At 61.1% G+C, this 23,185-nt stretch carries 25 protein-coding genes, 1 tRNA gene and 2 pseudogenes; 13 read left to right on the top strand and 15 right to left on the bottom strand.

Annotated elements, in window-relative coordinates:
• The first annotated feature begins 70 nt into the window (after window positions 1-70).
• From pdxT to MMB48_RS08660, 3 genes and pseudogenes are all read left to right on the top strand, one after another.
• Window positions 71-709, top strand: coding sequence for a pyridoxal 5'-phosphate synthase glutaminase subunit PdxT (gene pdxT, locus MMB48_RS08670; RefSeq protein WP_032744476.1), 639 nt, complete (start codon window positions 71-73; stop codon window positions 707-709).
• A gap of 57 nt (window positions 710-766) precedes the next feature.
• Complete coding sequence (locus tag MMB48_RS08665; RefSeq protein ID WP_032744475.1) at window positions 767-2,278, top strand: PLP-dependent aminotransferase family protein; 1,512 nt, start codon at window positions 767-769, stop codon at window positions 2,276-2,278.
• Window positions 2,279-2,428: 150 nt separating this feature from the next.
• A pseudogene (locus MMB48_RS08660) lies at window positions 2,429-2,623 on the top strand (hypothetical protein); the annotation flags it as partial.
• Window positions 2,624-2,726: 103 nt separating this feature from the next.
• Here the strand turns inward: MMB48_RS08660 and MMB48_RS08655 are convergent.
• Complete coding sequence (locus tag MMB48_RS08655) at window positions 2,727-2,987, bottom strand: hypothetical protein (protein WP_013140385.1); 261 nt, start codon at window positions 2,985-2,987, stop codon at window positions 2,727-2,729.
• Window positions 2,988-3,166: 179 nt separating this feature from the next.
• Window positions 3,167-5,365: an alpha-L-arabinofuranosidase C-terminal domain-containing protein gene (locus tag MMB48_RS08650; RefSeq protein ID WP_032744473.1), complete on the bottom strand. Its 2,199-nt coding sequence runs from the start codon at window positions 5,363-5,365 to the stop codon at window positions 3,167-3,169.
• A 208-nt stretch (window positions 5,366-5,573) separates the two neighbouring features.
• Between MMB48_RS08650 and MMB48_RS08645 the strand changes: the two genes are divergently transcribed.
• Window positions 5,574-6,443: a MurR/RpiR family transcriptional regulator gene (locus MMB48_RS08645; RefSeq protein ID WP_012578262.1), complete on the top strand. Its 870-nt coding sequence runs from the start codon at window positions 5,574-5,576 to the stop codon at window positions 6,441-6,443.
• A gap of 86 nt (window positions 6,444-6,529) precedes the next feature.
• Here MMB48_RS08645 and MMB48_RS08640 read toward each other — a convergent pair whose 3' ends face one another.
• Window positions 6,530-7,738, bottom strand: coding sequence for an ATP-binding protein (locus MMB48_RS08640; protein WP_032744472.1), 1,209 nt, complete (start codon window positions 7,736-7,738; stop codon window positions 6,530-6,532).
• Between the two features lie 76 nt (window positions 7,739-7,814).
• Between MMB48_RS08640 and MMB48_RS08635 the strand changes: the two genes are divergently transcribed.
• The 4 genes from MMB48_RS08635 to MMB48_RS08620 all read left to right on the top strand — a co-directional run bounded on the left by MMB48_RS08635 (window position 7,815) and on the right by MMB48_RS08620 (window position 11,648).
• A tRNA-Arg gene (locus MMB48_RS08635) sits at window positions 7,815-7,888 on the top strand.
• Window positions 7,889-8,140: 252 nt separating this feature from the next.
• On the top strand, window positions 8,141-8,914 hold the full coding sequence (locus tag MMB48_RS08630; protein ID WP_032744471.1) for an ABC transporter ATP-binding protein: 774 nt from the start codon (window positions 8,141-8,143) through the stop codon (window positions 8,912-8,914).
• Window positions 8,911-10,065 (top strand): COG1361 S-layer family protein, encoded by a 1,155-nt coding sequence (locus MMB48_RS08625; protein WP_032744470.1) that lies wholly within the window; start codon window positions 8,911-8,913, stop codon window positions 10,063-10,065. Before MMB48_RS08630 ends, MMB48_RS08625 begins: the two co-directional genes overlap by 4 nt.
• An 11-nt stretch (window positions 10,066-10,076) precedes the next feature.
• Entirely contained in the window at window positions 10,077-11,648 is a 1,572-nt protein-coding gene (locus MMB48_RS08620) for an ABC transporter permease (protein ID WP_032744469.1), read from the top strand.
• Here the strand turns inward: MMB48_RS08620 and MMB48_RS08615 are convergent.
• Window positions 11,632-13,779 carry a 1-deoxy-D-xylulose-5-phosphate synthase gene (locus MMB48_RS08615; RefSeq protein WP_032744468.1) on the bottom strand — a complete coding sequence of 716 codons (2,148 nt, stop codon included), beginning with the start codon at window positions 13,777-13,779 and terminating at the stop codon, window positions 11,632-11,634. The two genes, MMB48_RS08620 and MMB48_RS08615, sit on opposite strands and share 17 nt — an antisense overlap.
• Window positions 13,780-13,951: 172 nt before the next feature.
• Here MMB48_RS08615 and MMB48_RS08610 point away from each other — a divergent pair, with 172 nt between their 5' ends.
• From MMB48_RS08610 to MMB48_RS08595, 4 genes are all read left to right on the top strand, one after another.
• Complete coding sequence (locus MMB48_RS08610) at window positions 13,952-14,944, top strand: zinc-binding dehydrogenase (protein WP_032744467.1); 993 nt, start codon at window positions 13,952-13,954, stop codon at window positions 14,942-14,944.
• Window positions 14,945-15,072: 128 nt separating this feature from the next.
• Complete coding sequence (purE, locus tag MMB48_RS08605; protein ID WP_019727900.1) at window positions 15,073-15,573, top strand: 5-(carboxyamino)imidazole ribonucleotide mutase; 501 nt, start codon at window positions 15,073-15,075, stop codon at window positions 15,571-15,573.
• The gene (purK, locus tag MMB48_RS08600; RefSeq protein WP_032744466.1) at window positions 15,557-16,735 is read left to right on the top strand and encodes a 5-(carboxyamino)imidazole ribonucleotide synthase; all 1,179 of its coding nucleotides are present in this window, start codon (window positions 15,557-15,559) and stop codon (window positions 16,733-16,735) included. Before purE ends, purK begins: the two co-directional genes overlap by 17 nt.
• 8 nt (window positions 16,736-16,743) lie before the next feature.
• Window positions 16,744-17,172: a Fur family transcriptional regulator gene (locus MMB48_RS08595; protein ID WP_003828581.1), complete on the top strand. Its 429-nt coding sequence runs from the start codon at window positions 16,744-16,746 to the stop codon at window positions 17,170-17,172.
• A 46-nt stretch (window positions 17,173-17,218) separates the two neighbouring features.
• On the opposite strand, the gene MMB48_RS08590 is transcribed toward MMB48_RS08595, so the two are convergent.
• The 3 genes and pseudogenes from MMB48_RS08590 to MMB48_RS08580 form a co-directional block, all read right to left on the bottom strand.
• The gene (locus MMB48_RS08590) at window positions 17,219-17,941 is read right to left on the bottom strand and encodes an ABC transporter permease (RefSeq protein WP_230581244.1); all 723 of its coding nucleotides are present in this window, start codon (window positions 17,939-17,941) and stop codon (window positions 17,219-17,221) included.
• Window positions 17,926-18,336 carry a hypothetical protein gene (locus MMB48_RS08585; protein WP_032744514.1) on the bottom strand — a complete coding sequence of 137 codons (411 nt, stop codon included), beginning with the start codon at window positions 18,334-18,336 and terminating at the stop codon, window positions 17,926-17,928. The genes MMB48_RS08590 and MMB48_RS08585 overlap by 16 nt, the downstream gene beginning before the upstream one ends.
• A pseudogene (locus MMB48_RS08580) lies at window positions 18,316-18,414 on the bottom strand (ABC transporter ATP-binding protein); the annotation flags it as partial. The pseudogene MMB48_RS08580 and the gene MMB48_RS08585, both read right to left, overlap by 21 nt.
• A gap of 3 nt (window positions 18,415-18,417) precedes the next feature.
• On the opposite strand from MMB48_RS08580, the gene MMB48_RS08575 reads away from it, so the two are divergent.
• Entirely contained in the window at window positions 18,418-18,720 is a 303-nt protein-coding gene (locus MMB48_RS08575; RefSeq protein WP_032744464.1) for a TetR-like C-terminal domain-containing protein, read from the top strand.
• Window positions 18,721-18,797: 77 nt separating this feature from the next.
• On the opposite strand, the gene MMB48_RS08570 is transcribed toward MMB48_RS08575, so the two are convergent.
• The 8 genes from MMB48_RS08570 to rpmJ form a co-directional block, all read right to left on the bottom strand.
• Window positions 18,798-18,953 carry a hypothetical protein gene (locus MMB48_RS08570; RefSeq protein WP_230581243.1) on the bottom strand — a complete coding sequence of 52 codons (156 nt, stop codon included), beginning with the start codon at window positions 18,951-18,953 and terminating at the stop codon, window positions 18,798-18,800.
• Between the two features lie 541 nt (window positions 18,954-19,494).
• The gene (locus MMB48_RS08565) at window positions 19,495-19,995 is read right to left on the bottom strand and encodes a Fur family transcriptional regulator (RefSeq protein WP_032744463.1); all 501 of its coding nucleotides are present in this window, start codon (window positions 19,993-19,995) and stop codon (window positions 19,495-19,497) included.
• A gap of 258 nt (window positions 19,996-20,253) precedes the next feature.
• Window positions 20,254-21,009 (bottom strand): TIGR03943 family putative permease subunit, encoded by a 756-nt coding sequence (locus tag MMB48_RS08560; protein ID WP_032744462.1) that lies wholly within the window; start codon window positions 21,007-21,009, stop codon window positions 20,254-20,256.
• A gap of 2 nt (window positions 21,010-21,011) precedes the next feature.
• Entirely contained in the window at window positions 21,012-22,139 is a 1,128-nt protein-coding gene (locus tag MMB48_RS08555) for a permease (protein WP_050496270.1), read from the bottom strand.
• A gap of 25 nt (window positions 22,140-22,164) precedes the next feature.
• Window positions 22,165-22,356 (bottom strand): ZinT/AdcA family metal-binding protein, encoded by a 192-nt coding sequence (locus MMB48_RS11720; protein ID WP_077424208.1) that lies wholly within the window; start codon window positions 22,354-22,356, stop codon window positions 22,165-22,167.
• Window positions 22,320-22,676 (bottom strand): metal ABC transporter solute-binding protein, Zn/Mn family, encoded by a 357-nt coding sequence (locus MMB48_RS08550; protein WP_230581242.1) that lies wholly within the window; start codon window positions 22,674-22,676, stop codon window positions 22,320-22,322. The genes MMB48_RS11720 and MMB48_RS08550 overlap by 37 nt, the downstream gene beginning before the upstream one ends.
• A 181-nt stretch (window positions 22,677-22,857) precedes the next feature.
• On the bottom strand, window positions 22,858-23,025 hold the full coding sequence (gene rpmF / locus MMB48_RS08545; RefSeq protein ID WP_012578245.1) for a 50S ribosomal protein L32: 168 nt from the start codon (window positions 23,023-23,025) through the stop codon (window positions 22,858-22,860).
• A complete protein-coding gene (gene rpmJ, locus MMB48_RS08540) occupies window positions 23,025-23,147 on the bottom strand; it encodes a 50S ribosomal protein L36 (RefSeq protein WP_012578244.1) in 123 nt (40 codons plus the stop codon). Before rpmJ ends, rpmF begins: the two co-directional genes overlap by 1 nt.
• Window positions 23,148-23,185: the final 38 nt, after the last annotated feature.

Genomic DNA, 23,185 nt, shown 5'->3' with positions numbered 1-23,185 from the left:
TCCCCTCTTTGAGGGGAGCCAAGAAAAGGTGACGCTCCCGCCAGCGGGAGTCAAGGCCCAAGGAGACAACATGGTTGTAGCTGTTGAATATATTTCCAAAGAAGAGTCCGAGGACGCCGAAAACGCCAAGCACGGCGTGACCGGCATCCTGGCCGTACAAGGCGCATTCGCCGAACATGCGGCGGTGCTGGACAAGCTCGGTGCGCCGTGGAAACTGCTGCGCGCGACCGAGGATTTCGATGAATCCATCGACCGCGTGATTCTACCCGGCGGAGAATCCACTACACAGGGCAAGCTCCTGCATTCGACCGGACTGTTCGAGCCGATCGCCGTCCACATCAAGGCAGGAAAACCGGTATTCGGCACTTGCGCCGGCATGATTCTGCTGGCTAAAAAGCTCGACAATGACGACAATGTCTACTTTGGCGCGCTCGACGCCGTCGTACGCCGCAACGCCTATGGTCGTCAGCTCGGTAGTTTCCAGGCCACTGCCGATTTTGGTGCAGCGGATGATCCGCAGCGTATCACGGACTTCCCACTGGTATTCATCCGCGGACCGTACGTGGTGTCGGTCGGCCCTGAGGCCACGGTCGAAACCGAAGTCGATGGCCACGTGGTGGGCTTGCGTCAAGGCAATATCCTGGCCACCGCCTTCCACCCGGAACTCACGGACGATACCCGCATCCACGAGCTCTTCCTGTCGCTGTAGTCGATTCGTCTGCCGCTAGACTGGTATCCGACTGACGAATCAAGGAGACGATCTGCCATGCAGCTTGAGCTGAATCGACGCAGCAAGGTGCCGATGTACCGGCAGCTGGCTGCCGGGCTGCGTGAACAGATCGTCTCCGGCGCGATGGCCGAGGGCTACCGCCTGCCTCCCGAACGCGAGCTGTCCTCACATCTCGAAGTCAATCGCACCACGGTGTTGCAGGCGTATCAGCAGCTCAAGGACGAAGGTCTTATCGCCTCCAAAGTCGGCAAAGGCACGTTCGTGCTGCCGTTGCAGCATACTGAGACTGCCCGGATTCCTGTAGTGAGACATAAGCCGATTGACGAGGAGCCGAAACCGAGCGTTGTGCGTCCGCCATGGTCGGTGTTGTTCTCTGATTATTCCAACCGGTTTACCTACCATGACATCGCCTCGGCCGAGCGGGCGCAGCGCGGCGACACCATTATTGACTTCGCCACCGGTTCGCCGAACCCGGCGGATATCCCGGACGATTTGTTGCGCAAGGTGAGCATCGAGGCGTTCGAATCGCGGGAATTCGACGGCCAACCGGAATCACCTATCGAGGGATTCGAAGAGTTGCGTGCGCTACTTGCCGAACATATGCGCACACGAGGCGTACAATGCGGCGTCCGCAACGTGATGGTGCTCTCCGGCTCCGAGCAGGGCATCGACCTCATCGTGCGCGCGTTCATCAACCCCGGCGACTGCGTGCTGGTCGAACAATCCACGTTCTTCCCGGCATTGCAGACCTTCCGCTCGGCGGATGCGCGCATCATCGGCGTTCCAGTGGACGAGCACGGTATGCGTACAGACCTGTTGGACGGCTATTGCGCGCGATTCCGGCCCAAGCTCATCTACACCGTCCCGACGTTCCAAAACCCCACCGGTACCACGCTGCCGCCCGAACGACGCAGTGAACTCATCGACGTGGCGCGGCGCTATCAGTGTCTGATCGTGGAAGACGATGCTTACGGCGATTTGTGGTACGGCGGGGGATCATCCGACGCACATCGCCCCATACCGCTTAAGGGCATGGAGAATGCGGGATACGTGATGTATTTGTCGACGTTCTCGAAAACCGTCACTTCGGGCCTGCGCACGGGATGGGTTGTGGCCGACCCGCATGTGATCAACCGGCTGGCGGCTCTGCGGCGCATGGTCGACCAGCATACGAGCACGTCATCGCAGCGCATCTGCCTGGAACTGCTTAAAGAAGGCCGTGTCGCCGAACATTTGCGCGGTTTGATTAAGGCTTACCGCATTCGACGAGATGCAGCAATCGCAGCATTGGAGCGGTATGCGCCGGATGAAGTGTATTGGACCGTGCCTGCAGGCGGCTACTATATTTGGGTTTCCTTACCGGACGGCGTGCGCTCTCTGGATGTATTGGAATCCTGCCGTTCCCAAGGCGTCACGTTCATGCCGGGCAGCGTGTTCGACGTTGACGAAATGGATGATTCCCACATCCGTCTCAACTTTGTGCGCCCGGATGCTGCTGACATTGATACCGGCATTCGAATCATTGGCGAGACGATAGCACAGATGTAGCCAAGTGACTGGCTCATTGCGGTTGTCGAGTTTTTTTGGTGGCTACATACCCACATCGATGGGTGCATTCGACGAATGAATAAGCGAGGAAGCCATCATCAGTTCGCTGTGGCATGCGCATAGCGTTGTCGGGCGAACGGGGCAGACCACGTGGTCGTCGTGTTCCTGTTCGCCGATCGGCGCGTATTCAAATACGTGGATTGGGGACTGCCGCTCACCTTCTGCATGTTCTTCATCTTCATCGGTAACAAGAAAGGCCGGTATCTGGCCTTCTACTCCGCCGTGAACGTACTGTTTTTGGCCGTATTGCTGACCTTGAGCTGGATTATCGAGCCGAGTTTCTGAGCCCAGCCATCTCTGTCCCCGCTGGCGGGGGCTGTCGGCGAAGCCGACTGTGCCATCTCTGCCCCCGCTGACGGGGGATGTCGGCGAAGCCGACTGGGGTGGTCTACCGCGCGTATACGGTGGGGGAGCCGGTCAGTCGGCTCATGGCCGACTGCGGGATGTCATGAATGCGGCCGATGGTGGCATCCAGCGTGGATACGCCGGATACGCCGTCTGTGTTGGCTGTGGTGGATGCAGAGGTGATGCTGGATACGCCGACTGCGGACGATGATACGGCCGCAACCATCGGCTGACGATAGGCGTTGGAGTTGCGGGCCAGCCGGGCGAGCGCAGGGCGCTGCCTGCGGAACAGATTGATAAACATACCGCACACCCCTTCATCGTTGGCCGGCGGTCTTCTGGCCGCCGTGGTTTCCATCCTGCCCTCCCGCGCTTGTATTCGCTATGGGGGATAGCCCCTATTATTCCCTGAATCTGTACGATTCTCCTCATCCTTGAGGGTGATTCTAACGGCAAAGGAATCGGCCTAATGGCCGATGCCAATCAGCGCGAAACCACCAGCGTGACGCTGTACGGCTTGATCTTCATCGCCAGCAATGAAGACGGCGACGGCAATGTGTAAGCCTGACGTTCCGGCACAATCGCCCCCGAAGCCTCGCCGCGGTATCCGATAGTGGTCTTCGCCATCGGACTGGCGCTTAACGTCGTCACCTCCAAACGCACCGGTCGCGATAGCGAGGTGCCCAGCCCGGCCAGTCCGCGCGCGATTTCCAACGTCACATCCACCGGGGAATCGGAGGTATTGACGATTTTGATGTAACGGCAGGCGTCATCCCCGTCATGCCCGGTGGCGCTGACATACAGATGTTTGGTGGGGCGTGACGCGGTCTGCTTGATGGATACGGCATACGTCGTGTCGCCCAGATGCGTGGAAAACAGCCGCTCCACCTCATAATTCACCGTGGGGTTCACATGCGCCGGATTGAATTCGATAAGATTCTGCGCCCACCCCTTAGCCGGGATATGCGCGAGCAGCGGCGCATAGGAGGTCATGCGCACCACGTCGGAATTGCGCTCGCAACCGGTCAGGAACGCGGCCTCGCCAAGTGCCGACTTCCACGTGTTCGCGCCTTGTTCGGTCTGTGGTTGGCCGGCAAAATAGCCGTTGGCTGAATATTCGCCGAAATAGACGCCGGCGCCGCAACGCGGGTAAGTATCGAATCGTGACGCTTGTGATGCAAACCATTCGGGGGAGTGGTAGGAATGCTCGTCGACGATAATCGCGTCACTGGTGGCGGAATCATGTGCCCCGGAATCGGTTGCGGCCAACGCTCGCGCATGGTCCCAGATGCGCTTCATCGCCGGCTGGAAGGGGAACAGTCCGGCGCTCATCACACACAGCATATCCGGGTATCGTTCGTGAATGGCCTCGCTGATCATGTCAAACTTGGCCACGTAGTCAGCCCCGAAGTTTTCGTTGCCCACGCCGATCATGTCCAGGCCGAACGGTTCTGGATGGCCCATATCACGCCGGACCGCGGCCCACGAGCTGGACTCCGGATCGCCATTCGCGAATTCGATAAGGTCCAGGTAGTCCTGAATAACATTGTTGCGGAAGGTTGCCGAATTGATATCCATGTGGCGCGGATCGCGGCCGGGCGACTGGCATGCGATGCCGGCGAACAGGGTAGGCAGCGGCTTGGCCTTGAGGTCCTCGCACAGGCAGAAATATTCGTAGAAACCGATCTGGTAGCTCTGCGAATAGCTGGAACCATCCGGCATCTTGAACGACCACATCGAATACTGTTGGCGTCGCGCGGCCAGAGAGCCGACGGTATCCTTCCAGCGATATTCATTGCCGGGCGTCACACCTTCGACGATGCAGCCGCCGGGGAATCGCAGAAACGCTGGATGCAACGCCTGAATGGTCTCCACCAAATCGCGGCGCAGCTTGCCGTAACGCCATTTCGGGTCGCCCGCGCCCCAATAGTCCGCATCCATGAACTGCACCAGATCAAGATCGAACGTGGTGCGTTCGCCGGCGTCAATGGTGATACGCAGCTTGCCGTAATCGGTGTTCAGACCGGTTACGTCGGCGTTGAACCGGTACCAGCCGTCACGACCGATGACGATGGCATCATCCGACGAATCCGGACTGATCGAAACGCCGGAATCCTGCGCATCGGCCCCATCGTCCTGCCTCAGACCGGTCTCTTCCGTACCGTCAAGCGGATCGGAGTCCACGATATACGACAATCGAGTGATACTGGTGAGCGGCAGGCCATACCTATCGACCACGCCGACGGACAGCTCGGCCCGCCCATGAACCGGACGTACCGCGAGACTGACGGAATAGGTGTGGTCGGCGACGATGGAGAACGCGGGCTCGCCCCCGTTGTCGCCGCCTCCGTTATAGCCGAGGTTTTCCAGATATGCAGGGCCGGTTTCGGGAGGAACATCGGACGTGATGCGAGCGTATCGGCTATGTGCGTGAATTGGCGGGGCGGGACAGTCGGTGGTCACCCGCTGGCCGTGAATCCCGCGTATCTCACTGCCGAGGCTGGCGGCGGAACAGTTGATGAAATCCCAGAAACGCAGGGAATCGGCCTGTGTACGCCATCGTTCGGCGCCGGCCATACGCCACGTGTGATGGTCGAGATAGACGCCGTCAAAACTGTAGTTGTTCACCATGTTGGCGTTCAGCCCGCCATCCGCACCATGGTTGATGTCCTCGAGGAACACGCCGTACAGCCGCCCGCTTGTGTGATGGGTGGGGCTTCCCACGCTAATCCGCACCATGGTTTCGATTGTAGAGGGCATGGAGCGGAAAGGTAAACGGAAGAGTTCGCTCACCGTTCATGTTGCGGTCAATCCAAGTCGACTGTTCGCCGGTATACAGCCGGTACCCTCGAAACGGGAATGGAAAATACGGGCGACTAGGAGCGTGGCTGTGCAGTCCTCGGTGGGAATACGCGAGCGCATCGACCACGTGTATCCGTCGCTGCGTCCGGCGGAGCGCGCCGTGGCCCAGTATATTCGGGATCATATCGAGGAGGCGGCCGACCTGACCGTCGGTCAGATGGCCGACATCGCCCACGTCAGCCAGCCGACGGTGATTCGGTTCGCCCGCAAGCTCGGCTTCGGCGGTTACCGTGAACTGCGGTACGTGTTGCGCCATCCGGCCGCCGAGCACAAAGTGACCTTCAATCCGTTGGATGGATTCGATCTGAATCCGTGGGATGGCGAGGATGAGATTCCCAGCAAAGCGGCCGATGGCGCGAAGGCGCTGATCGATGAGCTGCACAGTGCGTTGGACCCCAAGGCCTATCGCAAGGCGGTCGCCCTACTCGCCGAATCGGAGTTCATCGACATTTTCGGCGTGGAGAACTCGTTGACACCGGCGATGGATCTGTTCACCAAGCTCGGCTACCTGGGACTGACGTGCCGTCTCAATACTGACGCTTACCTGCAGCAGATCGGTGCCGGGCACCTGACCCACGGCGCTGTGGCCGTCGCCTTCTCTCATTCGGGCAGTTCGGCGGATACGGTCAAAGCGTTGCGATTGGCGAAATCGCATGGTGCGAAAACCATCGCCATTACCAATGCCATCGGCGCGCCGCTGGCCAGCTGGGCCGACGTGACGTTGCTGACGGGTCGTGACTCGCATACGATTTATGGCAATGCGATTTTTTCGTGCGTGGCCGATACCGCGCTCGTGGACATGCTGTACATGGGCGTGATTCTGTCCGACTACGGCCGGTTCTCCACCGCGCTCGACGAATCCGGTCGCATGATTCGCGATCGCGTATTCGAGAACTGAGCTGCTGCTTTATCGAGCCTTGGGCTGTATTGCTCTGGTCGTTGCTGCTTGGGTTGTTGACGATTTGGTCGTTGTCGCCCTGGTCGCTACCGTCCTGAGGCATGTGCCAGCGAATACGTAGTGGACTTGGCGTGTGTATGACGTTCGATCTTGCCGCTCAACTCCAGCTGGTCCAAGAGCTGCGTCATCTGATCCTTGTTCAGACCAAGCGCTTTCTGCATGGTTTTACGGCTGAGCTTCACGCCGCGGAACGCGAGGAAATTGAGCGTGAACTGCTCCAACGTTTGAGGCGACGGTTCCAGCGTTGCCGTATCGAGCGGGCGGGTACTGACCTGATCGTCACCGTCCGGGCGCTCGCCGAATCCGCTGCCGAGAATCAGTGTCTGCAATGGTGCGCAGCCGATGATGCGTGCGCCGGCCAAAGCATCTGCGGCGTTATCCGTCATGCGCTGAATCGTGGGGAATGAGTACATTTTGGCGCGCTGCGCCTCGTCAGTGGTGCTGGGCGCGGCGGAAGCATCGGTATCGGTTTGATGCGAGGATGCGGCCTCGGCCGATACCGGGATGGGCAGCACCATTGCCACCGAAGTGGGGCCCACGCGCAGTTGCGGACTGACCGCGCTCTGCGCGTAGGCGTCCATAATGCGTTGAATGCCGGTACCGCAGTTCTCGCAGAGGCCCAGATCGGCGAACAATTCAGCCAAACGCGGGGTGCGTGGCTGGCATACGCCGTTGAGTAGATCGTTGATTTCCAAACCATCGGTCAGGCCGCCGAGCGACACGATCTCCAAGCGGGAATCGAAGATATTGATCAGTGTGGGGCCGGAGTACGTGTAATCGCGATGTTCCAGTGCGTTGACCAATGCTTCGCGCAGGGCTATGGCCGGGTGTTGGCCGGATTCGTTGATGCCGTTCAGCAGGGCGCTGGCTTGGTCGAGCTGGCGCAGCACCGAGCCGGTGAATGTGTGACGTTCGCGAATGGCGTTTTTGCCATTGCCCTCGAAAATGGTGGCCTTGATAACGAACGGGCATTGGTCGGACAGCAGGGTGGCAAGCGACGATTCGGTGGTGCTGGTGAAAGTGTTGTTGGAGCCGGTGTTGATGATGCTGCCGGCGAGGGCATTACCGGCATCGGCAGAGACGGATGCAGTCATGTTGGTCACAACCGGGCTTTCCCAATCCCTGCCTTCACTGGCAAAACGACCCTGTGCGTATGTGAAAGTGAGCTCACCACTATCGCCTGCGACGGTCTGGCCCGATACGGTGTGATCTATGTTGCTCTCCGTTGTCCCCATATCGCCGATGGTACCGGTGCAAGCCGACGTTACGCCGAGGTGTTTTACACCCCTACGGCTAGACTTACATGAGTTTGGCCCCGTAGCTCAGCTGGATAGAGCATGTGACTTCTAATCTCAAGGTCGACGGTTCGAGCCCGTCCGGGGTCACGATGTAATAAGCCCTTGGTCCCTCATCGTTTGTGGGGGCCAGGGGCTTTTGGGCATTATGCCGGTCTGGGTCCGTCTGGAGCCTGAACCGTCGACCTCGAGCTCAGCGGTTATATGCTTATCACTGCCATCCGGGAACACCCTTAAGGGGTGCGGCTCCTGCATAACGGCTATACTCTGATTTGAGATGTGCTGGATAATAACCAGCTATCGCGCGTCCGCCAATGGCGACGAACGAAGGAAGAAGGGCCCGTGCCGCGAGCAATCATCGAGGTAAGAAACCTACGCAAGGAATACCCCGTCGAGGATGAGACGGTGGTGGCGCTTGACCGTGTCAATCTCAGTATCCCGCAAGGCCAGATCTGCTGCATTTTCGGCGAGTCCGGCTCCGGCAAATCCACGCTGCTCAACCAGTTGGCCGGCATGGAAAAACCGACGCGCGGCGGCGTGCGCATCGGCGGTGTGCCCGTCAGCAGGCTCGACGAACGCGAATTGGCGGCCTTCCGCCAAAAGCATCTCGGATTCGTGTTCCAGTCGTACAACCTGCTACCCAATCTGACCGCGCTGGAAAACGTGGCAATGCCGCTGATGTTCCACGGCGTGCCCAAGGAACAGCGCGAACGTGCGGCGCGTGGCGTACTCAAACGAGTCGGGCTCGGCCATCGTCTCAGCCATTACCCGCGCCAGATGTCGGGCGGCCAACAGCAGCGCGTCGGCATCGCCCGGGCGTTTGTGACCAAGCCCGAGGTGGTGTTCGCCGATGAGCCGACCGGCAACCTCGACTCCAGAACCAAAACCGAGGTCATGACGATGATCTGCGCATTTGCCCATGACTTCAACCAGACCATCGTGCTGGTCACCCATGATCCGCAGATGGCCTCATACGCCGATCGCATCGTCACCTTGCTCGATGGGCGCATCACCGGCGACCGGCTCCTCGGTGCCGGATCCCCTCCTCCCCGCCCATCCGCATCATCCGCATCATCCACACCATCCAGCCAAGGCATGCAAGGAGCAGACCGATGAAGCATCTCACCCGCCGCACCATCGCCATCATCGTGGCGTTGCTGTCCTCACTCGCGCTGACGCTCACCGTCGTCTCCCTGCCGCGCCAGGCGTATGCGGTCGATGGCACGGACGCGGGAGGCGCCGCGCAGGGAAGCGACGGCGGCGCCACGCCGCTCGCCGGACCGGTGCCCAACATCATCATCACCAACTTCGCGTATGGCGGTGATTCCGTGGCCGCCGGATCCAAATTCAACCTCGACTTCACCTTCCAGAACAAGGGACAGGTGGCGGTGACGAACATGGTCGTCACCGTGGACGGCGCGGAGGGATTCGCCATCGCGGGCGGCACGAACACGTTCTACGTCGACGCGCTGTGGGCCGGGTACGCGATGACGCAGACCGTGCCCATGCAGGCGCTCGCCTCCGCGAAAAGCGGCGCGCAGCCCGTGACCGTGAACTTCCGGTACGAATATGTGGACGCCGGCGCCCGCTCCTCAAGCCAGTCCGACGTCAAGATTTCCGTGCCGATCAGCCAGCCTGACCGGTTCGAAATCAGTGATCCCGTAGTGCCCGACCAGGTGATCGCCGGCCAGGAAAACACGGTCACGATGGAATATGTGAACAAGGGCAAAGGCGATATCGCCAACGTCGAGGCCACGATGGAGGGCGAAGGTTTCGATGCCACGATGAAAACCCAGTACGTGGGCAATGTGGCTTCCGGCGCCACCGGCACGATCGGGTACGCCTTCACGCCGCACGCGTCAGGCGAGCTGAAGACCACGCTCAAAGTCACGTACGAGGATTCCGACGGACAGACCAAAACCAAGGAATTCCCGCTCACCATACCCGTAACTGATATGCAGCCGATGGATAATTCCGGCACGGCCGATCCGAACATGGACCAGAGCGCCAATCAGGGATTGCCGGTGCTGGTGTATGTGGTCATCGTCGTGATCGCCGTGGTCATTATCGTGGTGATTGTGCTGCTCGTGCGTCGCAGGCGCAAGCAGAAGGCCAAGAAGAACGATATTGATGAGGACTGGGATGATTGGTCCGAAGGCAAGGATGATAAGACAGATACCGGCGTGACGGATGGTGCTGCGGCAGACACCGCTCCTATCGCACCAGTCTCACCGGCCTCACCGGCCGGCCCGTCCCACAAGGCCTGAAAGGCCCGACCATGCGATTCGGCGACATACTGCGGCTTTGCAGACAAAACCTATGGCGGCGTAAATCCCGTACGATTCTGACCGTGCTGGGCGTTATCGTCGGCTGCTGCTCGATTGTGCTCATGGTCTCTTTGGGTCAGGGCATTAACGAGCAGAACGAGAAGATGCTCAAATCGATGGGCGATTTGTCCATCGTCACCGTGTACACCAACGGTTATGCCGGTCCGATGGGCGGTGGCGGTTCGTCCGAGATGGGCGATACCAAGCTCGACGACAAGGCCGTGGAATCCTTCCGCGCGATGAGCGGCGTATCCGGCGTGACGCCGATGATGAACTTCCCTTATAACGTGACGGCCAGAGCAGGCGCGGGCGGCCGTTACATCTATGATTACGTGCAGATCATGGGCATCGACATGACCCAGCTCGACCAGATGGGCTACAAGCTCGTCGGTGGCGAGAAACCGGTCAAAAAAGACCAGGTGCTTGCCGGCGAATGGTTCGCCTATGGTTTCATGGACACCCTGAAGAACGGCGAACAACGCACCAGCACACGTGGCGGTCAGTATTCCTCATGCACGTTTAACCAGGCCACCGGCCAGTGCGAGGAAGATCAGGACGAAGATCCGTTCTTCGACCCGCTCGCCACGCAAATCAGTCTGACCACCGGCACCAATTATCAGGGCGACCAGTACACCATGAACATGTCCGGCGGCGGTGGCGGCGGCACAGGCGGCGCGGGCGGCGCAAGCGGCAGCGCCGCGGGTCAGTCGGAAAACGTCACCCTCGATGTGCGGGCTTCCGGCATTGTGGCGGGCGACTACAACAAGGGCTATGCCACCTCCGACGGTCTGGTCATGGATTTGCAGGCGTTGAAGGAACTGGCCGCCAAAGTCGATCCAGCCGCCGCCAAAAAAGCCACCGCTTATGATCAAGTGCTGGTCAAGGCCGCCGACCTCAAGTCCGTGCCCGAAGTCGAATCACAGATCAAAGCGTTGGGCTACGAGACCTCCTCCTATGAAGACATGCGTAAGTCGTTGGAAGAACAGTCGCGCGCGATTCAGCTGATTCTGGGCGGTATCGGTGCGGTTTCGCTGTTGGTCGCGGCCATCGGCATCGCCAACACAATGGTTATGTCCGTAACCGAGCGCACGCGCGAGATCGGCATTATGAAGGCGCTTGGCTGCTACGTTCGTGACATTCGCGTCATGTTTCTTGCGGAGGCCGGCGCGATCGGATTCTTCGGCGGATTGATCGGCTGCGTGCTGAGCGGACTGATATCGCTGGGCATCAACGTTGTCGGCGCGTTGTATGCGGGCGGCATGAGCGGCGGCATGTCTGACGGTATGGTCAGCGGTGCAGGCGGGGGCTCCGGCGACCATACCGGTGACGGAACATCTATCTGGACCATACTCTGGCAGGCGATAGTTGGTGGCGAGAATGTGACCCGTTATTCGGTGATTCCGTGGTGGCTGTTCCTGTTCGCCGTACTGTTTTCCACGCTGATCGGCTTGCTGTTCGGCTTCGGCCCTGCCAATAAAGCCGTTAAAATCCCGGCCCTAGACGCCATCAAAAACAACGAGTGACCGATTCGACCACCTGATGTACCGTCAGGCCATACCGCTCGTCCAAGACGTCCAGCGGCACGCGGTCGGTGAATTCCTTGTCCGCGCCGAAGTTCAGCACGCGCGGATTGCGATCGTGGCCGGCCGCACCGCATTCGGACACGTGATGATTCGCGTAGTATGCGGTCACCTTCTCGCCCCAGCCGCCTTCACGCTGACCATCCTCGAGGGTGACGACCAGCGTGTGGCCGTCACGCAATGATTCCAGAGTGGCGCAGTCCAGCGATGAGCATTGACGCGGGTCGATGACCGTCGCCATGATGCCGTGGTCCGCGCACAGCGCGGCGGCCGTTTGCTCGGCCAGCGGATAGGCGTTGCCCAGGCCTATGAGCGCGACCGCCGACCCGGCCTGGTTGACGCGCCAGTCCAGCATGCGGTATCCGTCGTCGCCGTGGGACCTTGCGGCCGGCCGGGGGTGCGCCGCGAACCGACCGCCGGTCAGCGGCAGCAGACTCGGGTCTCGCTCGGCTGACAGCAGCGGCTCTCCGGGCACGCGGATCACCACCGGCCCGTCGGGGGCGTGCGTGGCGCCGGAAGGCGCGGTGGCCCACGCGAGATCGGCCAGATACTCGTCGGCCGAGGTCGGCGCCAGCATCGTGACCCCGGGGATGTTGGCGAACATCGCCACGTCATATGCGCCCGAATGCGTATTGTCCGAGGCGGACACGCCGCCCAGGAAATCAAGCACCGTGACCCGCGAACGATTCAGGCTCATCTCCTGGAAGAACTGGTCGTAGGCGCGTTGGAAGAAGGACGCCGTGGTGGCCACCACGGGGGTGCCGCCCGCCCGCGCGATGCCGGCGGCATACGCCACGGCATGCGATTCGGTGATGCCCGTGTCCACGTAATGCGAGCCCGCGCGTTCGCGGAATTCGTGGGTGATGCCGTTGGAGCCCGGCGTGGCGGGGGAGATGACCACCAGCCCCGGTTCGTCGGCGAATCGGGACTCGAGGGCCGCCATCGCCATCTTGCCGTAATGCTTGCGCGGATTGTCCGCCTTGCCGACGGCCGAATCCGGGTTCTGCCAGTGCGAGGCCTCGCACTGGCCCTCATGCGGTTCGTGATCGGACAGGTTGCAGTGATCCGAATGCCACGGTTCGCTGTGCAGCACGTTGCTCGTGGGGCGCACGCCGGTGTCGGAGACTGCCGAATCCGGCTCATGGACGTTCCCGACCGAGGCCGAGGATGCGCCGGCCACGTGACCGGCGCCGTCGTATCCCGCGCCCTTCAGCGTGTGGATATGGACCACCACCGGATGATCGATGCCGCGCACCTCTTCGAAGGCCGAGACCAGCGCGGCGACGTCGTTGCCGGATTCCACGTACCGGTAATCCAGACCGAACGCGTTGAACAGGTTCGGCTGGGCGGTGCCGCCGGATGCGCGCAGACGGGCGAGCGGGCCGTACATGCCGCCGAAATCGCCGGCGATCGACATCTCGTTGTCGTTGAACACGATGATGAGGTTGCCGCCTTGCTCGGCCGCGTTGTTCAGCCCCTCGAACGCCACGCCCGAACTGAGCGAACCGTCCCCGATCACGGCGACCACATTGCCGATGCCGCTGCCCGGCCCCTCCATGTCGCGGGTTTTCGCCAGGCCGCAGGCCAAGGAGATCGAAGTGCCGGTGTGCCCGAGCACGAACTGGTCGTGTTCGCTTTCGTCGGGGTTGGTGAAGCCGGTCACCTCGCCGAAACGGTTCGGATCCATATACGCGCCGGCCCGTCCTGTAAGCATCTTATGGACGTAGCTTTGGTGGGACACGTCGAACACGATGCGGTCGCGCGGCGAGTCGAATACGCGGTGCAGGGCCACCGTGGCCTCCACCATGCCCAGATTGGAGCCGATATGACCGCCGTGCCGATGGCCGTACGCCAACAGCGTGGCGCGAATCTCGCGGCATAGTTCGGCGAGCTCGTTGGGGGCAAGGGCCTTGACATCGGCCGGGCTGGCAATGCGGCTCAGCAGATGGGAGTCGTCGCCATGGGAAGGGGTAATGCTCGGGGGGATGTCGTGAAGGCGCGCGGTCCCCTCGGCGGCGCCGGAGACGGCGAAGGAATCGCTTGAATCAAATCCGTTTCCTGACGCGTTGCGCATACCCTCGAATCTCCCTTCGCTAATCTTTCCGAAGTTGAATGCTAACGCCCGGCATTGTCCGAGGTCCACATGACGAAGCAATGCCCCCAACATCTCCGTAAATGGGTGATTCGTTCGCTGCGCGATGTGGAACAATGAATGCGGTAATTCCCTTGATACCAAGGAGCGCGCAATGAAGGCCGTATACGCATCCACCGTCAACCATGCTGATCCGCTTGCCGCGTTGGCGGTGGGCGAGCAGCCCGAACCCCAGGCCCGCCCGTTCTGGTCGACCATCTCGGTGCGTGCGGTGAGCGTGAACCATCACGACGTCTGGTCGTTACAGGGTGTGGGTCTCGCCGCCGAACAGACGCCGATGATCCTGGGCACCGATGCCGTGGGCATTCTGGACGAGGACATCCCCGGCAAGCATGGGCTCAAGGCCGGCAGCGAAGTGGTGCTGTACACGTTCGTCGGCACCGATGGCGCGGGCGTGGCCCCGGGCGAGCGCCGCACGATCCTCTCCGAGAAATACCCCGGCACGATGGCTGAGAAGACTGCCGTGCCGTCCGCCAACGTGTTCGCCAAGCCCGCAAACCTCACCACGGCTGAGGCGGCCGCACTCGGCACCAGCTGGCTGACCGCCTATTCGCTGTTGTTCGATGCCGCCGGCATCAAGCCGGGCGACTCCGTGCTCATTCAGGGCGCGGGCGGCGGCGTGTCCACTGCGGCCATCCAGCTCGCCCATGCCGCCGGTCTGGAGGTGTTCGTCACCTCGCGCGACGCGGACAAGCGCGCCAAAGCGCTGAAACTCGGCGCGCAGGCCGCGCTGGAGACCGGTGCGCGGTTGCCGCGCAAGGTCGATGCGGTGATCGAGTCCGTGGGGGCAGCCACATGGGGTCATTCGGTGCGGTCGGTGCGTCCCGGCGGCACCATCGCCATCTGCGGCGCCACCACCGGCGACCAGCCCGGTGCGGAGCTCACGCGACTGTTCTTCCAGGACATCCGCGTGCAGGGCTGCACCATGGGTTCGCGCGAGGATTTCGCCCGGCTGCTGCGCTTCGTGGAGCACGCCGACCTGCATCCGGTGATCGATTCCGTGGTCGACGGATTGGACCGCGCCCCCGAGGCGTTCGCCAGAATGATCGCCGGCGACATGTTCGGCAAGATCGTCATCGCATTGTAGGAGCCCGGCTTCACGGGCCGGGGGAGCGGGTCGGCGGGGCGGACCCGGGGAAAACCGCAAGGCGTTGCCGAAGTAAGCGCCCAAGCGTACAGTGGGCCTTATTCTCAATAACTAGGGAGTAAATGATAATGGCAAATGAATCCAAGCCCGAAGTCGCAGTGGTCATGGGATCGGCCAGCGACTGGGAGACCATGAAGCGCGCCTGCGATATTCTCGACCAGTTCGGCGTCGCCTACCACAAGCAGGTCATCTCCGCGCACCGCACGCCCGAGCTCATGGCCGAGTTCGCGCACAACGCCCGCGCCAATGGCCTGAAGGTCATTATCGCCGGTGCCGGCGGTGCCGCCCACCTGCCGGGCATGATCGCCGCGCAGACCACACTGCCCGTAATCGGCGTGCCCGTGCGCTCCCACGCCCTGTCCGGCTGGGATTCGCTGCTGTCCATCGTGCAGATGCCCGGCGGCATTCCGGTGGCCACCACCGCCGTCGGCAACTCCGGTGCCACCAACGCCGGCCTGCTCGCCGTGCAGATGCTCTCCGCCTTCGAGCCCGAACTGGCCGACAAGCTTGAGGATTACCGTAACGAAATGAAAGAAAAGGTGGCTGAATCCAATGCCCAGCTTGTCTGAGGAAACAGGCGGTCGTGTTTCGATGCTGATGCCGGGATCGACCATCGGCATCATCGGCGGCGGCCAGCTCGGCCGCATGATGGCTTTGTCCGCCCGCTACATGGGCTTCCGCGTCGGCGTGCTTGACCCGACGCCGAACTGCCCGACCGGTCAGGTGGCCGACTTCCAGATCACCGCCGAATACGATGACAAAACCGCCATCCATGATCTGGCCGTGCAGTCCGACGTGCTCACCTACGAGTTCGAGAACGTGGACGCCGACGCCATCGACGAGGTGCGCGGCATCACCGCCACCCCGCAGGGCACCGACTTGCTGCGCGTGACCCAGCACCGCGTGCACGAGAAGCAGTTCATCAACGACCACGGCACCGCCACCGCACCGTGGCGCGCTGTCAACAACTTCGATGAGCTTGACGCCGTATTGGATGATATTCATTATCCGGCCGTGCTGAAGACCGTGTCCGGCGGCTACGACGGCCACGGTCAGCTCGTGCTGCGTTCCGACGCCGACTTGGAGAAGATCCGCTCCCGTTCCGACCGTGGTGGCGGCTTCCCGCCGAGCATCCTGGAAGGCTTCGTCGACTTCGCATTCGAGGCTTCGATCCTGGTCTCCGGCAACGGCAAGGACTTCGTCACCTTCCCCATCGTGCGTAACGAGCACCGCAACAACATCCTGCACATGACCATCGCCCCCGCCGAAGTGTCCGAACATGTGGCTCGCGAAGCGCATGAACTGGCGATTCGCTTGGCCAAGGGCTTCGAACTGGCTGGCACGCTGGCCATCGAACTGTTCATCACCAAGGACGATCAGGTCATCGTCAACGAGCTCGCCCCGCGCCCGCACAACTCCGGCCACTACACCATCGAGGCCTGCTCGATGGACCAGTTCGACGCCCACATCCGCGGCATCGCCGGCTGGCCCATGCCCAAGCCCAAGCTGCTCTCGCCGGCCGTGATGGTCAACGTACTCGGCCAGCATGTGGAGCCGACGCGCGCGCTGATCGCCACCCACCCGGAGTGGAATGTGCACGACTACGGCAAGGCCGAAGTGCGCCACGACCGCAAGATGGGCCACATCACCGTGCTCACCGACAACCCTGATGCCACGGTTGCTGACCTTGAGGCCACCGGCTGCTGGGACGACCTGAAAAAGAAGGCGTGACCTTATCGATGGTTGAACATATCGAACGCCAGACCAAGCAGAAGGACGCGATTCGCGCCGCCTTGGCCGACTGTGAGGAGTTCATCTCCGCTCAGGACCTGCACCGCAGGCTGGAGGACGAAGGCTCGAAAATCGGCTTGGCCACCGTGTACCGCCAGCTCAACGCCTTGGCCGATGCCGGTGCCGCCGACACGATCCGCCTGGACGGCCAGCAGCTGTTCCGCCTATGCGGCGACGACGGACATCACCACCACTTGGTGTGCAAGCGGTGCGGCAAAACCGTGGAAATCGACCCGCCCAGCGAGGCTTGGCTGCGCAAAGTGGCCGACGGCCACGGCTTCACCGTCGAATCCCACACCCTGGAGGTCTTCGGACTATGCCCTGATTGCCAAAAGGAGCAGAAAGCGCAGAAGGCTCAGAAAGCAGTGAGCGAATAATTGAATGGGATCGGCTTCAAAGCCGATCCCATTTGTTATTCCGCTGCTATTCCACCGACTTCAGGGCGCCGAGCATGTCGACCGTCTTCAACCGCCGGTAGACCAGCACGCCGAGTCCGCCGAGCACCTTGATGGTCGGCAGTTCGCGGATACGTTCGGAGACGTTGAGATTCGTCAGATTGTAGAGGATCACCACGGCCAGCAGCTCAGCCGCGAGAATCAGCACTTCCATGATCTGATCCGGCAAGTCGACGATTGTGGCCACCTGTTTCTTCGAAGTCGTGTTCTGCACAATGCCCTTCGCGCCGTCCAACTTTATGAGCTTGGCGCTACGCGACTCCACATTGGAGGTCTCATGGTTCTTGAGCCTCACCATATAGGCGTTCGACTGGTACTGTTCGCCGAACACGTGCTTATAGCCACCCGAAGTCATGAACATGAAATGCCCGATATGCATTTCGGTGATGCCGTCCACGCGCACCTTGCGCTCGGTGCCGCTCGAATCGGTGACGGTAATCGTGTCGCCTACCTTGGCGTCCATCATCTCCGCCATACGTTCGGAGATGATCGCACCACGGTCGGTGAGCACCTGCGGCTTGTGCCCGGTGCGCGAACGCAGGGTGATGTAGTCGCCGAAATTGTAGGCGTCATCAGTGGCGATCAGGGTAATCGACTGTTTGTCGTTCTCCTTGCCGGCCACTTTCGACATCTCCTCGTAGTAGATCGGTGCGGACTCGGAGACGGCCCCGCCCTTCATCGCCTTGGCCACTTCGGCGCGCTGCGAATAATGTTTTCGTCAGCTTTGGTCAGGCCATAATCGCTGATGACGGTTATGTCAGCGAGATTGTTCTGATTAAAGAAGTCGGTGCCGGTTATTTGCATGTCCGGGCCGGTGACGAACAAGCCTACGAGCGCAAAGGAGCCAAGCGTCATCAGGCTCACGATGGAGGCGAATCGACCCTTGGATTTGGCCATGGTGACGCGGATGTCTTTCCATAGCATGCGCTTATGGAATGACCCGTTGCGTCGGCGGTTGCGCTTGGCCTTGTGCGCGTGGGGCGTTCTGCCGGGCGCGGTATAGGAGTCGTTTGCTGAATTTGTGGCGGAATCGGCTGCGGAGTCGGTCGCGGGCGTAAGGTTGGTCGGTTCCTGCGCGTCTTTCATGATTTCGGAGGCGAGCTCCACGTTCTCCTTGGCCGTGAGGTTGGCCACCAGATTGTAGAACTGGAACACGAAGCCGAGGCGTTGCGCTATGTCAAGCGTGAGTATGCGTTCTTCGACGCGCTGTCCCGTTCGGGCAACGATATGCAGATGTATGACCGGGTCAAGGATGTGTTGAAGCAGATGCTGCTTGGGCAGGCGGCCCGTGTGGGTGCCGAGCTGAGCTACAGCGGCATTCCGCACGACTATGCGCTGGAAATTCTGGTCTCCGCCGTCTCATCGATTATCTGGCTATGGATCCGGCGCGGCTGCAAGGAGGCGCCCGAGCAAATCTGCGCCATCATCGAGAAAAACAAAACCACCGCGCCCGTAGACATCATACGGTAAGCGCGGTGGTTCGTGTCGGAATTTGGCTCCCCTCCCTGAGAGGAGCCAATCCGCAGGAGAAATCGGAAACCTAAAACTCAGACAGCCAGCTCGGCCTTGAGTTCCTTGAGGTCGGCCAGGATCTCATCGTGGCACTTCTCGTTGGTGTCGAAGGCAAGGTGGCAGAAGGCGCACTCGTGGCCTTCGCGGTTCTCGTGGCAAGCGTGCAGGCAAGCCTTGCCCCCCGCACTCATCGGTGTGGTTGTGCTCGCAGCCGGTGTCGTCGCAGCAGTCGCCGGTGAAGCAGCAGCCGCAGCGGCCACAGGCGGCCACGCCGTGCTCGTGCTTGGTGGCGTCGAACTTGGCCAGCGTGTCCTTGCAGACGGCGAAGGCGCCCTCTTCGGTAACGATCTCGTAAGCATGCTCATCGATGGTCTTGATAGTCATTGTTGTTCCTTTCAGCGTTTGTTCGTCTGTGACTGTAGGGCGGCAGACGGCAGCGGCGAAAGTTGGTGAAAGTGATTATCAGGCCCATTGCTGCTATTAAGAGCAATGAGACCTCATGCAGTTTTGTGTCGGTAACGGGCCGATTGTTGGACAAGTGCCGGCGCCTGGTATAGGTGGTGGCGGTACCAATCCAAATATTGGTGGAACGACGACGATGAGCGTGTCTGGCGTCGGTGCTGCGCCAAGCGTTGGCAATCTAACGATGCGAGTGGAGCTTATATCGTCGCTATTGCGCCAAGGATTGGAAGGGCACCGATGCTGAAGGCCAGTAGCATCGGGACTGCGCCATTATTTGTTCGAGCGCCGACGGCCAGTATCGTCTGGCGTCGTCAGTGGTCCATCCTTTGGTGAGGTGCCGACGCTAAGAGGCGGTTCGATGGCATGCTTCGCCGCACACTTGGGGCACAGGTCGAAAATCTCCAGTTCGTGGGCGATGGTCTGGTACTTCAACTGCTTGGTGGCTTTGTCGATCCACTGCTCAAGTCCGGGAATCTCGATTTCGATGGTCCGCCCGCATTCGTGGCATACGATGTGATGGTGGTGATGCTGGTCCGAGCGCTCGCGGTAGAGGGCCTCGCCGTTGACGTGGATTACGTCGAGCTCGCCTTGGGAGGCCATCATCTGCACATTGCGGTAGGCGGTGGCCGTGCCGATGCGCGTGCCGCGCTCGCGCAGGATGTCGGTGATTTCCTGGGCCGTGGCGAATCGGGATAGTTCCGCCAGGACCTGGGTGATGAGGAGTCGGGGTCGCGTCACGCGCCGAGTGGTCGCGGTTTGCTCGATGCTCATGACGTTCTGCCCCTTTCTGTTAACAAATGATATTCATTATCGTTATTAAAGCAAATCAGATGCCCGGCATGTTGTCACATGATTTGAATCAACTGGCAGAAATCCCGCGTTTCAACGAGGCCTGCGCGGGGTTTCTGCCAGTTTTGAGCCCTATAAAGGCAGAGCCCCCGCGTACCTTTCGTTGTAACGCGGGATTTCTGCCGATATGGGGCGAGTCATGGCGCAGCGCAGTGCTTTCCATTTCGGGAGACGCGTCATTTACTGCCAGTAGAAGTAGCCGGTCGGGGCGGCTGCGGCTTTGTTGACCGACCGGACCTGCAGTATCAGGCCTTGGCGCTCGTGGCCGGCGGAGCCGTAGACGCCCTGCTTGATGACGGCGTCGACGGTGACCCAGTCGTGATTGTGCGGGGTGCCGGCCTTGCCGGAGCTGGCTATGAACCCGAATGGGGTCATATCGAGAATGCAGCAGGACATGAACTGGCGGGACAGCTCGAACTCGTCCGCGTCGAACGTACGCGACTTGCTCACAAACCCGGTGACCTGCACATGGTAACCGACGTAACGCTGCGGATTATGGTCGATCTGCTCGAACCATGAGCCGAATTCGTCGTCGCTGATGGTCAGGGTCTTGTTCGCCGTGTCGAGTCCGTGCAGCTGCGAGGAGCCATCAGGCTTGTGCGAGCTGCGGGGAATGACGATAGCGCGGCCGCCGGCGTACTCGTCGAAGCCGCCGCTGCCGCTGCTGGGCTGGAACGGCACGGCGATCAGCAGCGCCGGAATAATCAAGGCGATCAGGAACCGTAAAACCGAACGCTCCGTGGCGTGGAACAGTCCGAGCCATGCTGCGGTCGCCAGCACGAACAGCAGTACCGCACCGATGATGAGATACGGCAGCGAACGCGGCGTGGTCAGCGTGGTGTATGATCCGCCCACCGCTGCATAGGCGATGGCCGCGCCCAGCGACGCGAAACACAGCGCCTCCACGCGGTCGGGGAGTGTGACTTTGCGCTTCATGGCTACGCTCCCATCACCAGATGGGCGGCAATCGCGGCGAGGAAGCAGGCCGCCGCCACGGTCGCGATGAACCGGATGATGAACCGTGGCCGGCATTCCGTGGCCAGCATCAGCGTGTTCTTGAGGTCGAGCATCGGGCCGAAGACCAGGAAGGCAAGCATGGCGGAGACCGGCAGCGCGCCAATCATGCTGGCGGCGATCACCGCATCGGACGTAGAGCACAGCGAACACAGGAACGCCAGTCCCATCGCCGCCAGAATCAGTACGATGGCACCAGCGTCATCGAGCGTGCTTGAACCGTTGGTCAACGACGACAATGCGGTGCGCATGATGGAGGCAATGATCGTGCCGAACAGCAGAATCGGCATCATCCGCATAAAGTCGTCATGCGTATGCCGAATGAAATGCGTGAACCGCTCCAATCCGCGCCCCGTGCCCCCGCCGGCGGGGGCTGTCGGCAAAGCCGACTGGGGGTGGCTCTCAGGCGAATCACCCGTCGCCCCTGCACAATCCTCGCAAACCAACGACCGCCCAATCTTCAGCGGCCTCTCGCGCACCGCAGGGGAGCGGGGCGGCCACACCGCGAACGACACCCCCGCGACTATCGCCACTACCATGCCCAACCCCACGCGGGCCGCCATCATCCCTGGTTTGTCGGTGAATGCGAACCATGTGGACCATATCGCCATCGGATTCATCACCGGCACTGCGCACAGAAACGTCACCGCACACGGCAGCGACAGGCGTTTGCGCATCAGATTCGCGAACGTAGGCACCACCATGCAATCGCACACCGGTAGGCACAGACCGGCCACTAATGCCGCGGCCAGTCCGCCGGCCAACGATTTCGGTATGTGGCGGGCCAGAAAATCGGCGCTGACGAACGTGCTGACCGCGGCCGACATCATCGCGCCCAGCAGCATGAACGGAATCGCCTGCAGGATAAGCCCCGCGGCACCGGTGCCGATACGCACCAGCGGAACCGGAAACCCACGCGACTCGAGCATCGCGGAAGCCGCAATCAGGAACGCCACCAGCGGCGTGCCGATAATCAGAAACAGATAGTTCGCCGAATGGTCCTGTTGCGCGGTGTTCACCTGTTCCGTGCGCTGCGTGCGAGGTTCTTTCATGCGAATATCACCTGCCATATCGCCGTCATATTAGCACCGTACGCATGATAGTGGTCGAGATAATATGCGAGTTCCCCGCATACCGATGGTACACATCGATATGCGGGGAACTTTGCACATGGTTGCCTGGGCCGATGGCGAATCGGTGGGCCAGCATCTCGGTGGCCACTTCCTCCTTGCTCATGGATGCCGGGTAATACGTGGGCCAGTTGTCCATTTTCTTGAGGGTTTCTTCCTGTCGTTGAAGTGACGTTGCGCGGTGGCGGCGGTGGCAGAACCGGCCCCGGCCTTGTCCGCGTAGGCGGCGTTGATGGCTTCGGCATCCTTTAGCACGGCTTCCGGGCTGAACCACAGGTGCGGGTTCGTAGCACCATGGTGGTGATGGCGGCCTTCTTCGCCCTCGGCGTGGTCGTGGGAATGCTCGTGCTCGTCGGTGGCGGTGACGCCCATGAGGCCGCCCACGTTCACGATGGTCTGGCGTTTCTTGTCAAGCTGCGCCTTTCCGCCCAACCGTCGTAGCCGGCGACGTTGAGCCACGATGTCTGCCTTGGCGAGCTTGGCCAGATCGGATGCGGTGGCCTCATAAAACGGCGGTTCGCCCCGGCAGGTGACGGCATACGGAAGGAAATGGGAGAAAGAACGTACGCCGCCGGCCTGTGGATCGGACCGTCGAGTTGTTGTTACGAGACTTGATGGATTGCGGAATCCACGATGTTGGTTATGGCTTCATATACCCCTTTCGTACGGCTGCGGCCAGATTCTGCGGAACCTGAACCACTTCGCCTTCAGGCGTTCTGACCGTGGCCAGCTGAGGCACCTTGGCCTTCCAGTTGGCTCGGCGCGAATGCGTGTTTGCTCGGGACGCCTTGTACTTGGGCAGTGCCATCAGCCTTGCCTCGCCTTCCAGTGGGGGTTCTTCTTGTTGATTACATACAGATGGCCGCGCCGGCGGACGACATAGGAGCCATCCTTGCGGGCCAATGAGCGGACCGATGCCTTGACCTTCATGTCCGTTCCTTTCTTCTTGTCTTACGGTCTTTGCGGAA

The organism is Bifidobacterium sp. FKU, assembly GCF_026016385.1.
Classification (GTDB): Bacteria; Actinomycetota; Actinomycetes; order Actinomycetales; family Bifidobacteriaceae; genus Bifidobacterium; species Bifidobacterium infantis.
The sequence above is the reverse complement of the archived record's forward strand: the minus strand, read 5'-3'. Positions and strand labels throughout refer to the sequence as shown.

Bases quoted from the DNA above. Each gene is read 5' to 3' on its own strand.
- MMB48_RS08565 (WP_032744463.1), bottom strand. From the start codon at position 19,995: ATGAGCATCGAGCAAACCGCGACCACTCGGCGCGTGACGCGACCCCGA.
- rpmJ (WP_012578244.1), bottom strand. From the start codon at position 23,147: ATGAAGGTCAAGGCATCGGTCCGCTCATTGGCCCGCAAGGATGGCTCC.
- MMB48_RS08610 (WP_032744467.1), top strand. From the start codon at position 13,952: ATGAAGGCCGTATACGCATCCACCGTCAACCATGCTGATCCGCTTGCC.
- MMB48_RS08560 (WP_032744462.1), bottom strand. From the start codon at position 21,009: ATGAAGCGCAAAGTCACACTCCCCGACCGCGTGGAGGCGCTGTGTTTC.
- MMB48_RS08585 (WP_032744514.1), bottom strand. From the start codon at position 18,336: ATGAAAGACGCGCAGGAACCGACCAACCTTACGCCCGCGACCGACTCC.
- purE (WP_019727900.1), top strand. From the start codon at position 15,073: ATGGCAAATGAATCCAAGCCCGAAGTCGCAGTGGTCATGGGATCGGCC.
- MMB48_RS08620 (WP_032744469.1), top strand. From the start codon at position 10,077: ATGCGATTCGGCGACATACTGCGGCTTTGCAGACAAAACCTATGGCGG.
- pdxT (WP_032744476.1), top strand. From the start codon at position 71: ATGGTTGTAGCTGTTGAATATATTTCCAAAGAAGAGTCCGAGGACGCC.
- purK (WP_032744466.1), top strand. From the start codon at position 15,557: ATGCCCAGCTTGTCTGAGGAAACAGGCGGTCGTGTTTCGATGCTGATG.
- MMB48_RS08665 (WP_032744475.1), top strand. From the start codon at position 767: ATGCAGCTTGAGCTGAATCGACGCAGCAAGGTGCCGATGTACCGGCAG.
- MMB48_RS08595 (WP_003828581.1), top strand. From the start codon at position 16,744: ATGGTTGAACATATCGAACGCCAGACCAAGCAGAAGGACGCGATTCGC.
- MMB48_RS11720 (WP_077424208.1), bottom strand. From the start codon at position 22,356: ATGGACAACTGGCCCACGTATTACCCGGCATCCATGAGCAAGGAGGAA.
- MMB48_RS08640 (WP_032744472.1), bottom strand. From the start codon at position 7,738: ATGGGGACAACGGAGAGCAACATAGATCACACCGTATCGGGCCAGACC.
- MMB48_RS08555 (WP_050496270.1), bottom strand. From the start codon at position 22,139: ATGAAAGAACCTCGCACGCAGCGCACGGAACAGGTGAACACCGCGCAA.
- rpmF (WP_012578245.1), bottom strand. From the start codon at position 23,025: ATGGCACTGCCCAAGTACAAGGCGTCCCGAGCAAACACGCATTCGCGC.
- MMB48_RS08625 (WP_032744470.1), top strand. From the start codon at position 8,911: ATGAAGCATCTCACCCGCCGCACCATCGCCATCATCGTGGCGTTGCTG.
- MMB48_RS08570 (WP_230581243.1), bottom strand. From the start codon at position 18,953: ATGAGTGCGGGGGGCAAGGCTTGCCTGCACGCTTGCCACGAGAACCGC.
- MMB48_RS08655 (WP_013140385.1), bottom strand. From the start codon at position 2,987: ATGTTTATCAATCTGTTCCGCAGGCAGCGCCCTGCGCTCGCCCGGCTG.
- MMB48_RS08615 (WP_032744468.1), bottom strand. From the start codon at position 13,779: ATGCGCAACGCGTCAGGAAACGGATTTGATTCAAGCGATTCCTTCGCC.